Source organism: Caproicibacter fermentans (genome assembly GCF_014303955.1).
Lineage (GTDB): Bacteria > Bacillota > Clostridia > Oscillospirales > Acutalibacteraceae > Caproicibacter > Caproicibacter fermentans.
Genome location: NZ_CP060286.1, coordinates 387,423 through 400,853, shown reverse-complemented (window position 1 = coordinate 400,853; position 13,431 = coordinate 387,423). Strand labels below are relative to the sequence as shown.

General features: G+C 48.8%; 12 protein-coding genes. 7 read left to right on the top strand and 5 right to left on the bottom strand.

From position 1 onward, the window contains the following. Nucleotides 1–8: 8 nt before the first annotated feature. The 5 genes from HCR03_RS01985 to HCR03_RS01965 all read left to right on the top strand — a co-directional run bounded on the left by HCR03_RS01985 (nt 9) and on the right by HCR03_RS01965 (nt 4,960). Nucleotides 9–317 carry a V-type ATP synthase subunit F gene (locus HCR03_RS01985; RefSeq protein ID WP_066650573.1) on the top strand — a complete coding sequence of 103 codons (309 nt, stop codon included), beginning with the start codon at nt 9–11 and terminating at the stop codon, nt 315–317. 32 nt (nt 318–349) lie between these two features. Then, a complete protein-coding gene (locus HCR03_RS01980) occupies nt 350–946 on the top strand; it encodes a V-type ATP synthase subunit E (RefSeq protein ID WP_187036445.1) in 597 nt (198 codons plus the stop codon). Between the two features lie 86 nt (nt 947–1,032). Beyond that, nucleotides 1,033–2,793 (top strand): V-type ATP synthase subunit A, encoded by a 1,761-nt coding sequence (locus HCR03_RS01975; protein ID WP_187036443.1) that lies wholly within the window; start codon nt 1,033–1,035, stop codon nt 2,791–2,793. 60 nt (nt 2,794–2,853) lie between these two features. Then, on the top strand, nt 2,854–4,347 hold the full coding sequence (locus HCR03_RS01970) for a V-type ATP synthase subunit B (protein WP_156990908.1): 1,494 nt from the start codon (nt 2,854–2,856) through the stop codon (nt 4,345–4,347). Next, entirely contained in the window at nt 4,340–4,960 is a 621-nt protein-coding gene (locus HCR03_RS01965) for a V-type ATP synthase subunit D (protein ID WP_066650578.1), read from the top strand. Before HCR03_RS01970 ends, HCR03_RS01965 begins: the two co-directional genes overlap by 8 nt. 112 nt (nt 4,961–5,072) lie before the next feature. Here HCR03_RS01965 and HCR03_RS01960 read toward each other — a convergent pair whose 3' ends face one another. Then, nucleotides 5,073–6,323, bottom strand: coding sequence for an acetate/propionate family kinase (locus tag HCR03_RS01960; protein WP_066650579.1), 1,251 nt, complete (start codon nt 6,321–6,323; stop codon nt 5,073–5,075). Between the two features lie 117 nt (nt 6,324–6,440). Here HCR03_RS01960 and HCR03_RS01955 point away from each other — a divergent pair, with 117 nt between their 5' ends. Both HCR03_RS01955 and HCR03_RS01950 read left to right on the top strand, forming a co-directional pair. Next, entirely contained in the window at nt 6,441–7,628 is a 1,188-nt protein-coding gene (locus tag HCR03_RS01955; protein ID WP_187036441.1) for a tRNA(Met) cytidine acetate ligase, read from the top strand. 23 nt (nt 7,629–7,651) lie between these two features. Beyond that, the gene (locus tag HCR03_RS01950; protein ID WP_187036438.1) at nt 7,652–8,572 is read left to right on the top strand and encodes a hypothetical protein; all 921 of its coding nucleotides are present in this window, start codon (nt 7,652–7,654) and stop codon (nt 8,570–8,572) included. A 73-nt stretch (nt 8,573–8,645) separates the two neighbouring features. Here HCR03_RS01950 and HCR03_RS01945 read toward each other — a convergent pair whose 3' ends face one another. The 4 genes from HCR03_RS01945 to HCR03_RS01930 form a co-directional block, all read right to left on the bottom strand. Then, complete coding sequence (locus HCR03_RS01945; RefSeq protein ID WP_066650588.1) at nt 8,646–9,791, bottom strand: 5-methyltetrahydropteroyltriglutamate--homocysteine S-methyltransferase; 1,146 nt, start codon at nt 9,789–9,791, stop codon at nt 8,646–8,648. Between the two features lie 74 nt (nt 9,792–9,865). After that, nucleotides 9,866–10,804 (bottom strand): LysR family transcriptional regulator, encoded by a 939-nt coding sequence (locus HCR03_RS01940; protein WP_156990905.1) that lies wholly within the window; start codon nt 10,802–10,804, stop codon nt 9,866–9,868. Nucleotides 10,805–10,861: 57 nt separating this feature from the next. Beyond that, nucleotides 10,862–12,718: a DUF2207 domain-containing protein gene (locus HCR03_RS01935; protein WP_187036436.1), complete on the bottom strand. Its 1,857-nt coding sequence runs from the start codon at nt 12,716–12,718 to the stop codon at nt 10,862–10,864. Nucleotides 12,719–12,861: 143 nt separating this feature from the next. Continuing rightward, nucleotides 12,862–13,419 carry a LemA family protein gene (locus tag HCR03_RS01930; protein ID WP_066650592.1) on the bottom strand — a complete coding sequence of 186 codons (558 nt, stop codon included), beginning with the start codon at nt 13,417–13,419 and terminating at the stop codon, nt 12,862–12,864. Nucleotides 13,420–13,431 lie beyond the last annotated feature (12 nt).

Sequence of the window (13,431 nt, the reverse complement as noted above, 5' to 3'; positions counted from 1 at the left end):
GCCGGCTTATGCGCTTTTATGTAATCAGCGACAACGTGGACACACAGGTTGGAATGCGCCTTGCTGGCATTGAAGGCGTTGTTGTTCATGAAGCTAACGAGGTCAGGCAGGCTCTTCAGACAGCGATGGATCAGGAAGACATTGCGGTTGTTCTGATTACCGAGACCCTGCTTTCCCTCTGTTCTGAAATGATTTATAATCTGAAGCTGAACCGCAAACGGCCGCTGATTGTCGAAATCCCCGACCGCCATGGAAACGGGCGGACCAAGGATTCCATCACCCGTTATGTCCGTGAAGCGATTGGCGTTAAGATTTAGTCGAATTTTTTAGGTCGAACGGGGGTTCATAAATGGCTAATATCGACGAGAAAAAAGACAAATTTTATATTGCCATTAATCACTACGCAGAAGAGCAACGTAAAAAGATAGAGGATGAAATCGCTTCGTTTAAACAGAAGGAACTCGGCGAGGCGGAAATAGAAGTCCTGACGGAATGCTACCGCATGATTCAAAAAGAAATGAGTCAGATGCGGATCAGCATCGTGAAGGAAATGGCTGTTCGGGATATGGCCTTGAAACGTCAGCTGCTGGAAAAAAGGCAAAAGATTACAGATGAAGTTTTTCAGCGTTCCGCAGACAAACTGGTGGAATTTACAAAAACAGAACGCTACACAGACTTTTTGAAAAAGTCAGCCGAACAATTCTCCAAAGTGCTGCAGAATGAGGGAACGGTGATTTTCTTAAAATCCGGTGATGAAAAATACGAGGATTTGATCCGGGACTCTTTTAGCAGCGCCTGTTCCTTTCAAGTCCTTGAAAGCATAAGGATCGGCGGAATCAGAGCCCGAAACGACAACATGGGGCTGTCGGCGGATGGAACTCTCGACACCCTTCTGGAAAATCAGCGCGAATGGTTCGAAGAACAGTCTGGTATGGCCGTTGTCTGAACAATTGCTAAAAAATCCGTCCGTCATGAATGCATTGCGGTATTTCAGCAGTTTTGTAACGGATTAGTGTTATCGGAGATGAATTTATGGATAATCAGGATACGATATACGGAATCAACGGGCCTGTAGTAACCGTCAGGGACTCCCGCAGTTTTTCCATGATGGAAATGGTGTATGTTGGAAATGAGCATCTGGTCGGCGAAGTGATCGGTGTTTCCGACCATTTGACCACAATCCAGGTCTATGAGGAAACAACCGGCCTGCGCCCCGGAGAGCCGGTTTACGGTACAGGAAGCCCGATGAATGTCACCCTTGGACCCGGGATCCTCGATAATATTTTTGACGGGATCGAGCGCCCCTTAAAGGAAATCGCCAAAGAATCCGGTTCGTTCATCGCCCGCGGCAGCAATATTGCCGCGCTTGACGAAAGCCGCGAATGGGATGTTACGGTTACCGTAAAAGAAGGGGACCTTTTAAAGGGCGGCGAAGTCTATGCCGAATTGCCGGAAACACCGATCATCCGCCACAAATGCATGGTGCCGCCGGGACTTTCCGGTACGGTTGCATCCGTCAAACCGAACGGGAAATACCATGTAAACGATACGGTTGTGGAATTAAAGGATGAGTTCGGCAAAATGCATGAACTTTCCCTATGCCAGAAGTGGTCGATCCGGACCCCGCGTCCGGTTTTGGGACATCTACCGCCCAACATTCCTTTAATCACCGGACAGCGCGTCATCGACACACTGTTTCCGGTTTCCAAAGGCGGTACGGCGGCGATTCCTGGCGGCTTCGGCACCGGTAAAACCATGACGCAGCATCAGCTTGCCAAATGGTGCGACGCGGATATTATCATTTATGTCGGATGCGGCGAACGCGGCAATGAAATGAGTCAGGTTCTGGAGGAATTTTCAGACTTGACCGACCCAAAATCCGGCCGTCCGATGACGGACCGGACCGTGTTGATTGCCAATACAAGCAATATGCCGGTGGCAGCCCGTGAAGCATCCATCTATACCGGCATTACCCTTGGCGAATATTATCGCGATATGGGTTATCATGTCGCGCTGATGGCGGATTCTACCTCCCGCTGGGCGGAAGCCCTGCGGGAAATTTCCGGCCGTTTGGAGGAAATGCCCGCGGAAGAAGGCTTCCCCGCCTATTTGCCCAGCCGTCTTGCCGAATTTTACGAACGCGCAGGCATGGTAAAAAATTTGAACGAATCGGAAGGGTCGGTAACCATTATCGGGGCTGTATCTCCGCAAGGCTCCGATTTCTCCGAGCCCGTCACCCAAAATACAAAGCGTTTCACCCGCTGCTTCTGGGCGCTGGATAAAGCGCTTGCCTATGCGCGTCACTACCCCGCGATAAACTGGATGCAAAGCTACAGCGAATATTTCTCCGACCTTGACCCTTGGTACACGGAACATGTCGGGAATGATTTCATCCAGTACCGCAAGAGGATCAATAATCTTCTTCAGCAGGAGAACAAACTGATGGAAATTGTAAAGCTGATCGGTTCGGATGTTCTTCCAGACGACCAAAAACTGATTATTGAAATCGCCCGGGTCATTCGCGTCGGCTTTTTACAGCAGAACGCTTTTCATGCGGAGGATACCTATGTGCCTCTCGAAAAGCAAAAGCTGATGATGAAGGTCATCCTTTATCTTTATCAAAAGGCAAAACATTTAATTTCCGCCAGCATACCGATTTCCGGCATTCTGCAAACCGGTCTTTTTGACAAGCTGGTCAAGATGAAATATGATATTCCGAACAACAAACCGGAAATGTTTGAAGACTATATCAAAGAGATTGACAGTACTCTCTCCAAGATCGTTTCTGCTTAACGGGCATGTTTCCCCGCTGGCATCGTACTGTTAAAATGATTGATTGGAAGGCGGTTTCACATGATTCTTGATTATATCGGCGTAAAAGATATTAACGGCCCCCTGATCGTTCTTGACGACGTTCAGGACGCATTTTTCGAAGAGGTTGTGGGCATCCGTCTGGATGACGGCAGCATTCGACAGGGCCGAATTGTGCAAATGGAAGGAAACCGTGCCGTCATTCAGGTTTTTGAGGGAACCCGCGGAATTTCCCTGACCAACACGCGAACCAGACTGACCGGCCGTCCAATGGAAATGCCGCTCTCTCCCGAACTGCTGGGACGCGTTTTCGACGGTTCCGGACGGCCGATTGACGGCTTGGGGAATATCTTCCCCGTAAAAAGAGCCAACGTTAACGGAACTCCGATCAACCCGGTCTCAAGAATCTATCCGAAAAACTATATCAATACAGGCGTTTCCACGATAGACACGCTCATGACGCTGATCCGCGGGCAGAAACTTCCGATTTTTTCCGGTTCCGGTATGAAGCACAATGAACTCGCCGTCCAGATTGCCCGCCAGTCAAGAATCAGCGACGAAAACGGCGAATTCGCGATTGTTTTTGCAGCAATGGGCGTAAAAAACGACGTTGCGGATTATTTCCGCCGGTCGTTCAGTGAATCCGGTATCCTGCAGCGGGTCGTCATGTTTCAGAACCTGGCCAACGATCCGATCATCGAAAGGATTCTGACTCCGCGCTGTGCGCTGACCGTCGCAGAATATCTGGCTTTTGAGTTGGGCATGCATATTCTCGTCATTATGACGGATATGACCGCTTACGCGGAAGCTCTGCGCGAATTCAGTTCTTCTAAGGGTGAAATTCCCGGAAGAAAGGGATACCCTGGTTATCTTTATTCCGACCTTGCATCCCTCTACGAACGCGCCGGCATGGTGAAGGGTAAAACCGGCTCTGTCACACAGCTCCCGATTCTGACCATGCCGAATGACGATGTAACGCACCCGGTTCCGGACTTGACGGGATATATTACGGAAGGACAGATTGTACTGGACCGTTCTCTGGACGGACAGGGGATTTATCCTCCGGTTGCCGTTCTCCCCTCCCTTTCGCGTTTAATGAAGGATGGTATCGGAAAAGGATATACGCGTGAGGACCATTCGGCGCTTTCCAACCAGCTCTTCGCATCCTACGCAAAAGTAATGGATGTCCGTTCGCTTGCTTCCGTCATCGGTGAGGAAGAGCTGTCTCCCGATGACAAGAAATATCTGGAATTCGGCAAACTGTTTGAATCACATTTTGTAAATCAGGGGCCTTCCGAAAACCGCTCCATCGAGCAAAGCCTCGACCTTGGCTGGGAACTGCTCGCGACCCTTCCACGCGGAGCGTTGGACCGCGTTGACGATCAGATGCTGGATCAGTATTACGAACCTGCAAAGAAACGTTTGTCAACCGACAACGCTAAGGACAGGGCGTCTCAGGTTCTCTGGGATCATGTAAACAAGATTGGTGAAGACTCTGAAGAAGAAAGCGGCAACGGAGGCGGCGAAAATGAGTGAACAGATCGTACCCACCAAAGGGAATCTTCTGTCTACTAAAAAGTCACTGGAGCTCTCCCGATCCGGATTTGAACTGCTAGACCGGAAACGCAACATTTTAATCCGCGAAATGATGGCGCTGATCGACAGGGCGAATCAGCTTCAGGGTAAGATCGACAAGGCTTACGAAGAAGCATACGCCGCTCTTCAGCGAGCCAACATCACGCTCGGTATTGTCAAGGAGCTCTCCCAGACCGTTCCTGTGGAAAACGGGCTGAATGTCGCTTACCGCAGCGTAATGGGCGTTGAAATCCCCATGGTATCCCTTCATGCGGAAAAGGCTCAGGTTCCGTTCGGCTTAATGTCCACAAACATCCTGCTCGACCGGGCTTATCTGAAATTCGATGAAGTGAAAAAACTGACCGCCGAACTGGCTGAAGTCGAAAACAGCGTTTACAGACTGGCTAACGCGGTAAAGAAAACGCAGAAACGCGCAAACGCGCTGAAAAATATCATGATACCCCGCTTCGAGCAGACGGTGAAAACCATCACCGAGGCGCTGGAGGAAAAGGATCGTGAAGATTTCTCGCGTATGAAAATCATCAAACGGCAAAAAGCCAGCAAAACCGCATAAAAGAGGCTTCCCGCCCGGGAAGCCTCTTTTCTATGAAATGGAAAATGTTCCACTATAAAGAAAAAACAACTCAACGCTGCTTCTATTAAGGCTGTTTGTGAAAGTTTACAAGTCAGACGTCTTCCGGGTCGACGTTGGTCTTATCCGGTGCCGACGCGTATTCGAGCCTGCTGACAATATTCTTTGTATCGCGGGCGATGACGAGTTCTTCATTTGTGTTAATGACGTAAACGGAAACGGTGGAATCAAAAGCGGAAATCTTGCCTTCCTTGCCAAGAACGAGCTCATCGTTTTTGATCGGATCAATCTTAACCCCAAGATATTTCAAGCTTTTGCAGATGGAATAGCGCATGGGAGGCTGATTTTCACCGAGACCCGCGGTAAAAACGATGCAGTCCACGCCGTTCAAAGCCGCCGCATAAGCTCCGATCTGTTTGGCAATCTGATAGTTCAGCATTTCGTGAGCAAGAATCGCTTTCGGGTCGCCGCCGATTTCCGCTTTCGTTACATCGCGGTCATCGCTGTAGCCACAGATGCCATACATGCCGGATTTGCGGTTCAGGATCTCATCCATCTGCTTCGGAGTAAGACCTTCCTTTTCCATAATAAAAGTCACAATGGAAGGATCCAGAGAACCGGAACGAGTACCCATCATAAAACCGTCCAGCGGAGTCAGGCCCATACTGGTGTCGATCACTTTGCCGTTTTGAATGGCTGCGATGGAAGAGCCGTTGCCAATATGGCAGGTAATCATTTTAATATCTTCAAGAGGCTGGTGCATCAGATGTGCGCAATGGTTGCTTACATACCGATGCGACGTACCATGAAACCCATAGCGGCGAACATTATACTTTTCATAATACTCATAGGGAATTGCATACATATAAGCTTTTTGGGGCATGGTTGCATGGAACGAAGTATCGAAAACAACGCACTGCGGCTCGTCCTTTCCAAACACTTTCTGGCAGGCAAGAATAGCGTTTACTTCAGGACCGTTGTGAAGCGGAGCCAATGGAATCAGATTTTGAATCTGGCGGATGACTTCGTCTGTTACCAGAACGGATTTATCAAAAATCGCGCCGCCCTGAACCACACGGTGGCCGATTGCAGAAATTTCATTCAGGCTGGAAATAACACCGACTTCTTTGTCGACAAGAGCTTCTGTAACAAGCTGAAACGCCGCCTCATGATCTTTAATTTCTGTTTTGGTTTTCTTGCTGCGGCCGTCGGATGTTTTGTGCTGGAACGCACCGTCCACTCCGATTCTGTCACAGAGACCTTTTGCAAGCATTTTCTCCGTCTCCATATCAATCAGCTGATATTTCAGGGAAGAGCTGCCTGCGTTGATGACCAATACCTTCATTATTTACCTCCAAGATTTCACGCATTCATGAGCAGAACTATTGTAAGAGCTTTTAGAATCGTGTAATATAGTATATCATAATACAGGAAAGGTATAATTTCAAGGTTATCTTATAAAATGTTAACAGCGGGTATTATCTGTGAATACAATCCTTTTCACTATGGGCACGAATATTTAATGAAGCAGTTAAAAGCATACGGCGCGACGCATATCGTCGTCGTCATGAGCGGCAATTTCGTGCAGCGCGGCGACGCGGCAATTCTCTCAAAGAGGGCCAGGGCACGGCAGGCGCTGCTCTGCGGAGCAGATCTGGTTGTGGAACTTCCCCTGCCTTGGTCTGTTGCGGGGGCCGAGCGTTTTGCTTTAGGCGGCGTCGCGCTTCTTGACGCTATCGGTGCAGACCTGATCGGGTTCGGCAGTGAATGCGGAAATGTCGATCGGCTGAAAACCGCGGCGAAAGCGCTGTCTTCCCCATTGCTGCGGGAGGAAATGCGAAAAGCACTTCAGAACGGATCCACCTTCGCGGCGGCGAGGCAAAACGCGGTGGAACAGCTGTTCGGCGCGGAAACAGCAGCTCTGCTCCGCGACCCCAACAATATTCTCGGCATCGAATATATAAAAGCCGCCGAAAGGACCGGCTCCGGCATCACGCCGGTTACCGTCAGCCGTTTCGGTTCGGCACACGACGCAGACCGTGAGGCAGGCTCTTATGCTTCCTCCGGTCAGATTCGGAGACTGCTACGGTGCGGGCGGGACTGCTCCCGCCTAATGCCTTCTGCCGCCTACTCGGTTTTGAGTGAAGAGATGAAAGCCGGAAAAGCCCCCGCGGATCTTTTCCTTGCGGAACGAGCGATTCTTGCACAGCTTCGAATGATGACGAGGGATGATTTTGCAGCTCTGCCCGACATCAGCGAAGGCTTGGAGAACAGAATTTTCAATGCATCCGCTCAGGCGACCGGGCTGGAAGAACTGTATTTTCTTGCTAAAACCAAACGGTATCCGCTTGCACGGATCCGAAGGATTGTTCTCGCGGCATTTTTAGGATTGAAAGCATTCCATTCTTCCGGCCTCCCCCCTTATATCCGAATTTTGGGACTTGGAAGACGAGGACCGGAAATCCTTCAAAAGGCTGGAGCCGTTTCCAAATTGCCGATTATTTCCCGCTCATCCGACCTTTGCGGTCTGGAGGACAGAGGAAAGGGAATTGCGGATCTGGAGAGCAGAGCGGCCGATCTGTATGCTCTGTGCCTTCCAAAAATCGCTCCCTGCGGCATAGACCGCACCGAAAAAGTGATCACGCTTTAATGCTAGAAAGGGTGTCCCTTCTCATGGAAATACAAGAACTGGAATATGAAGACTTCGGACGCTGCATCAGGATCACCAACGAAATCCTCGACTGCGTCGTGTCAATAGAGACGGGGCCAAGAATTTTGCGGTTTGGCTTTATTCATGAGCAAAATATCTTTTATAACGACCTTGATCATAAATACACCTCGCTTGACGAAAAAAGTACCATGCCCGCCAAAAATTCGGTTTATCAGCTTTACGGAGGACACCGTCTGCAAATATGCCAAACACCGCAGGTTGACTTTCCGGACAACGCTCCGGTTGTTTACAGCACCCAATCCGAAGGCGTTACCTTTACCCCGCCAAAGCTGAAGCCGGAAGAAATTCAGCTTTCTTTCGAAATTATTATGGGAGAAAAAGCCACTGACATTATGATTGTCCACTCGGCTAAAAATTGTTCCCGGGAAACCATGGTCTTTGCCCTCTTCCCTTCAACGATGTTGGCCGGAGGCGGAATGGCCGTCATTCCGCAGAATTTGCAGGCGCAGGAGGGCAGGCCGAACAGGACAATCAACCTGTGGCCAGGTACCGATTTGAAAGATCAACGTATCTCCTGTGGGAGCCGGTTTCTAGTCATCCGGCATGAATCCGAAAATCAGGCCCCGCTCAGAATTGGAACCAACAATCTGCCGGGCTGGATCGCATATGCCTTAAACGGCATTGTTCTTGTTAAAAGGTTTGTGTCAAATCCTCAGGCAGCCTATCCGGATTCGGGAAGCACCTGCGAAATTCACCTGACCGAAGATTTTGCGGAGCTCTCCTCATTAAGCCCCCTGTATCAGGTTAAACCTGGAGAAACCATCAAACACGTTGAAAACCTGTCTCTTTACCGAATGGACCGCCTGCCAGCTTTTCAAAATGAAGACGAAATAGAAAAATGGATGAAGGAACTGCTTGGTTAACGGCATACGAATAGAGACACGAAGGGAACGGCCAAAAAAAAGAAGCATCCATACAGATGCTTCTTTTTTCAATTCAGCAGTCTTTCCACACTTCCTGCGCAACTTCTCTGACAAGAGCGATTTTGGCCCACTGATCCGCTTCCGTCAGAAGATTTCCCTCTTCTGTGGAGGCAAATCCGCATTGTGGGCTCAGGCAAAGGCGCTCCAGTGGCACATATCGCTCTGCCTCGCGAATTCGCGCGATCAGGGTCTCTTTATCTTCCAGTTGAGGCGTTTTAGAGGAAACCAACCCAAGAACAACCAGCTTGTCGGCGGGGACATTGCGCAACGGAGAGAAATCTCCGCAGCGGTCAGAATCAAATTCCAAATAATAAGCCGATACGTTTTCGCCGCCAAACAATACTTCCGCAATCGGCTCGTATCCGCCGGACGCCGCCCATGTGGAATGATAATTTCCGCGGCAGACATGCGTGTTGACCGTCAGATCCGCCGGGCAGCTTTCCAACGCCATATTATTCGCTTTTAAATACAAATCGGCCAGGCTTTTCAGATCAACCTTGTTGTCTTGACGCGCCTGCCAATACTTCTGATCGCAGAACATTCCCCACGTGCAGTCATCTATTTGAACATTCCTGCAGCCCGCCTGATAAAGGTCGGACAAAACCGTTTGATAAGCAGAGGAAATATCCTTTATAAGCATCTCTATGTCCGGATAAATCCGATCCGTTGCATCTTTATTTTCCGCGCGGTATAACTCCGCCAAAAATTGAGCCGGTGCGGGAATTGTCTGACGCGCAAGCACATCGTTGCCCGCCGCCTCTCTTAAGAAACGATAATGTTCTAGAAACGGGTGGTTTTCACCGCTGATCTTTCCGGACAGCGAGGCGGTTTCCCCACGGGTTACTTCATCATGGAACAAATAGCCCTTTTTCAGGTTTTTTCGCTCAACGCCCTGCAATCCCCACATAAAATCCAAGTGCCACCAGCTGCGGCGGAATTCACCATCGGTGACGGATTGAAGCCCCGCATCTTTCTCTTTTTGAACAAGCTTTAAGATCTCTCTGTCCTCAACCTCTTTCAATTTCTCTTTTGAAATCATTCCACCCCGATAATCTTTTCTGGCCTTCTTTAATGCCTCCGGGCGAAGAAAGCTTCCTACGACGTCGTATCGAAACGGTGCGTTTTTTCGTTTCGCGCTCAGATTTTCACACTGATTCATAGTAATTACCCCCCTGCGGTTTTCTATCGTTATCAGTATAGCACAGAGCGCCGAAATCCAGTAACATATAAAAATTATATTTGTTTATAGTTTTCAACGATATCAAATCCGTATTGCCGAATGACAAGTTTTAGCTGAGCAATGTATTTCTTCGCCTGTCCGCTGAGTTTTACCTTTTGATTTTCGATCCAGCCGATCAACATGGAATCGTCGATCCGAAGAGGAACCGAAACGATATTTGTCCCATTCAAAGCAGTGCTCAGCACACCGGAGGAAATCGTATATCCGTTCAGGCCAATCAGCAAATTAAACAGTGTCGCCCGGTCGCTGACGTGAATTCTTTTCCGATGGTAGGTTATGCTTTGAAGTTCCTCTGCAAAATAAAAGGAATTATACTCTCCCTGCTCAAATGAAAGATACGGAAATTCCCCAAGATCTGAGGGAAACACTTCCTTCCGGCCAGCCAACGGATTCTCCTTACTGATAAAAATATGCGGACCGGCTTGAAACAAAGGGTGGAACAACAAGTGATTTTCCTGAAAAAAGCGTTCCAAAACCTTCCTGTTAAAAGGACTTAGATAAAGGATCCCTATTTCACTGCGTAAATCGCGTACATCAGAAAGAATCTCATGCGTCCTCGTCTCACGCAAGGTAAACTCATATTCTCCCGAATCGCTCCTTTGGATCAGATTGACAAAAGCATCGACCGCAAACGCATAATGCTGCGTGGAAATTGAGCACATCTGTCTGGACGGTTTCAAGTTTTTATACCTCTGCTCCAGCAATTCCGTTTGTTCTATTACCTGACGGGCATAGCACAAAAATTCCGACCCTTCCGCAGTCAGGGATATTCCCTTTGCAGACCGGTTGAAAATTTCGATTCCAAATTCCGTTTCCAGGTCTCGGATTGATTTTGACAAGCTTGGCTGAGATATGAAAAGGGAATTCGCCGCCTCATTGATAGAACCCCGGGCAACAACCTCAATGATGTAATTTAATTGCTTCAGTGTCATAATATTTCTCCAAAACAAAAGCACCTGGCCGGTACCGCCCAAGTGCTCTAACTGCCGTCAGCGGACGCCGCCGCCTCCGCCGCCGCCGAACCCGCCGCCTCCGCCGGAGAATCCTCCCCCGCCGAAGCCTCCGCCTCCAAAACCGCCTCCAAATTTTCCTCCGCCGTTCATGGGCGAATTGGATAATCTGGTTGCTGCCGAACCGACTTGCCGGAATGTACTGCCCAGCGCGGCCCCAAAGTCAAAAGTGCCCCGCGACGGAGCAAGCCCACCCCAATAAATTCTCGGCCCGAACATGAAGTATAAATAGCTGCCGGCAAAATTGCCGTTAACATACGTTTCATCCCTAAGCTGAGGATATGCCATCTTGAGCTGCTTGCATACTTCACCGGAAACCCCCATCATGGTTGCATAAACCAGATATTCTTCCCAAAGCTCAAGCTGGGGAACACCATACTCTTTCATGCGTGAAAATTCGACCATGTATTTTTTCAGTCCATGCCAAACGCCGTATTCGTATTCGCCTTTTTGGCTCAATTTCATTTTCACCGAGCCGCCGACCATCAACAATATGCCGGACAATAAAATGGAAACAGGAAGATAAATCAGCAAAACTCCCAGAATATCCGTTCCCGCAAAGAGTACAAATGCAAACAGAATCAACAACACGCCGACCCATTTGGATGCGGAGAAGAAAACAGGCCGTGCCTCGTAATATCCCCGCTGAGAAAGCTCTCTTTTTGTGGCAACGGAAAAGTCCTCCAGCTTACGACCGACATATTCCCCATGAGACTCCGCATATTTTTGAAATTCTCTCATGGTAAATCGATTTCCCGATGTCTCTCCGACGGTGGTAATCAGTTCAAGAAAAACTTTCTCACTTTCCGTCAGCTCTTCTCCCTTTGTATCCCCGGTCAGAATAACGGTTAATCGGTCTCCGGTACTTTCAAATTGTACGAATCCTTTTCTGGCCATGCTCAGAAGCGTGGCGCTGAGCATCCTGTTTTTTTCTTTTTCATGAAGTCCGGAATAGAAATAATAAAGGTTGGCAATCCCTCCCGGGCTGTTTCCCTGCGGGATCTCTCTCGTATATTCCGGTACCTCAACCGCATGCCTCTTGTTCTTTTTGCGGAGCCGGAAAAAGAAAAACAGAGTAATTCCCAGAAGGAGAACCGCGCCGGCGGCATCAAGAACGCCAAGCAGGAATTCCATTCGAAGCTTCCGCTCGTATTCGTCAGCCCATTTTTGTTCTTCCTGTTCAATCCCCGGCAAAACCGCCTGGGAAACGACATTTTTAGAAGACGGAAACAACTGCGGCGGCATGCAAAGGCGGACTTCAACCGAATGACCCGCCGGAATAGAAGAGGCCGTAAAACTGATTTGATCGTTGGAGTCAATCGACAGGTTGCTTTTCACATCCGTATGCAGCCACGTGCGTACATTCTTTTTGTTGCCGCCGGACGGAAAGCGGATCGTGCCGTCCATCACAGTGACGGGAAGGCTGAAATTGCTCGGAAGAAAATAATGATATAAAACCGCCGTGTCCTGATAAACAGTGACAAGATTTTTAATTCTGTAAGTAAAGGTAAACGTCCGGACGCCTTTTTCAATCGAAGGCATAAACCAGCCGATTTCAACCTGATTTCCGGTTTGATAAAGGTAACATTGGTCCTGCATTTCATCGCCGGAAACACTTTCCGGGTCAACATCGCCCGCAAAGGAATAGGGAATCCCCCGGTCCTCGTCATAAACGGTTAAATCTGTAATTTCTGCGGACTCGCCTGCTTTTAAAGAAAAGGACTTATAGATGTTCCGATAGGGTTTGTTGCGGTCTTTTAAATTGATTTTCCATGTTTCAGAGACCGTCATGTCTCCGTTTTCCATCAAAGCCGCGGAAACGTTCAGCTTCTGCAACACTTGCCTTGAGTTTTTATCAGAATCATCCGAGCAGGCGGTCAAAGGAAGAAAGCAGAACAAGACCGCCGTTAATAGGAAAAAGGCCCGCAGCTGTAATCTAGGGATAATTTTTCCGGCTTCCCTATGATTCATTATTGATTTCAAAATTTCACCTGCGGGACAGCCCGGTCCGCTTCCTCGATTTCAAAGTATTTTTTCCGGTTGAAATGAAACACCGACGCTATCAGATTTGACGGAAAACGCATGACGTATTCGTTGTATTTCATAGCCGTATCATTATAAAACTGGCGGGAAACGGCAATTTTGCTTTCTATTTCGCGAAGCTGATCCTGCAGATTCAGGAAATTCTGATTTGCTTTCAGATCCGGATACTGTTCCGCGGTCGCGAAAAGATTGACGATTGCCCTTGAAAGCTTGGCGTTATTCTCCATCGCTTCCTCCGGCGTTCTTGCGTTCATCGCCGCGCCGCGCCATTTCGTCACTTCCGACAGGGTAGACTTTTCGTGCGCTGCGTAACCCTTTACCGTTTCAACCAGATTTGGAATCAGATCAAATCTTTTTTTCAGTTGTACGTCCACCTGAGACCAGCTGTTGTCAACACGGACAGAAAATGAAATCAGTCTGTTGTAAGCCGAAACACACCAGACAACCAGGATCAGCAGTATTCCCAAGAGAATTGCGAACGGAATCCAGCCCATAGAATTACCTCC

Excerpts from the sequence above, each read along its gene's own strand:
- HCR03_RS01985 (WP_066650573.1), top strand. The coding sequence starts at position 9 with ATGCGCTTTTATGTAATCAGCGACAACGTGGACACACAGGTTGGAATG.
- HCR03_RS01980 (WP_187036445.1), top strand. The coding sequence starts at position 350 with ATGGCTAATATCGACGAGAAAAAAGACAAATTTTATATTGCCATTAAT.
- HCR03_RS01975 (WP_187036443.1), top strand. The coding sequence starts at position 1,033 with ATGGATAATCAGGATACGATATACGGAATCAACGGGCCTGTAGTAACC.
- HCR03_RS01970 (WP_156990908.1), top strand. The coding sequence starts at position 2,854 with ATGATTCTTGATTATATCGGCGTAAAAGATATTAACGGCCCCCTGATC.
- HCR03_RS01965 (WP_066650578.1), top strand. The coding sequence starts at position 4,340 with ATGAGTGAACAGATCGTACCCACCAAAGGGAATCTTCTGTCTACTAAA.
- HCR03_RS01960 (WP_066650579.1), bottom strand. The coding sequence starts at position 6,323 with ATGAAGGTATTGGTCATCAACGCAGGCAGCTCTTCCCTGAAATATCAG.
- HCR03_RS01955 (WP_187036441.1), top strand. The coding sequence starts at position 6,441 with ATGTTAACAGCGGGTATTATCTGTGAATACAATCCTTTTCACTATGGG.
- HCR03_RS01950 (WP_187036438.1), top strand. The coding sequence starts at position 7,652 with ATGGAAATACAAGAACTGGAATATGAAGACTTCGGACGCTGCATCAGG.
- HCR03_RS01945 (WP_066650588.1), bottom strand. The coding sequence starts at position 9,791 with ATGAATCAGTGTGAAAATCTGAGCGCGAAACGAAAAAACGCACCGTTT.
- HCR03_RS01940 (WP_156990905.1), bottom strand. The coding sequence starts at position 10,804 with ATGACACTGAAGCAATTAAATTACATCATTGAGGTTGTTGCCCGGGGT.
- HCR03_RS01930 (WP_066650592.1), bottom strand. The coding sequence starts at position 13,419 with ATGGGCTGGATTCCGTTCGCAATTCTCTTGGGAATACTGCTGATCCTG.